Source organism: Streptococcus sp. 10F2 (assembly GCF_054331515.2).
Window position 1 is genome coordinate 1 of record NZ_JBTGGE020000138.1, and the last position, 515, is coordinate 515.

Annotated in this window: 1 protein-coding gene; it reads left to right on the forward strand. The window is 34.6% G+C overall.

The window, feature by feature from the left end; all coding sequences use genetic code 11:
* Positions 1 to 93 precede the first annotated feature (93 nt).
* Positions 94 to 515: transposase (locus ACXM1Q_RS09420; protein ID WP_458517827.1), on the forward strand; the 422-nt coding region annotated here is incomplete at its 3' end.

Below are 515 nucleotides of genomic sequence, written 5' to 3' on the forward strand. Positions count from 1 at the left end.
GGCAAGGAGTCTTTTGCCTCAAGGTTTCATTTACCTGATACTTCGATTGAAAAAATGGTTACTATTAAATTGTCTAGGAATCAAACAAACAAGTTGAAGAATCTCTATAAACATGATTCAGAACATTATCGATTTGTACCACATAGTGATAGATTTGATTTCCTACCGGACTCTATCAATTATGGAAGTAATCCTAAACTTTATGAACTAAATTTTCGGATTTTAAAGATTCCGATAGGGGAAGGAAAATATGAGGTCCTCGTTACAAATTCAGACTTGCCTTTTGAGGAGATTAAAAAACTCTACGCCCGTAGATGGGGCATAGAGACAAGTTTTAGAGACCTAAAGTATAGTATAGGCCTCGTTAATTTTCATGCAAAGAAGAAGGAGGGTGTTCTTCAGGAAATTTATGCACGTTTTACAGAGTTTAACTTCTGTAGATGGATCACAATGAAAATTAATGATACCATGTCCAGCTTAGAAAATTATCAAATCTGCTTTTCTGATGCTGTTTA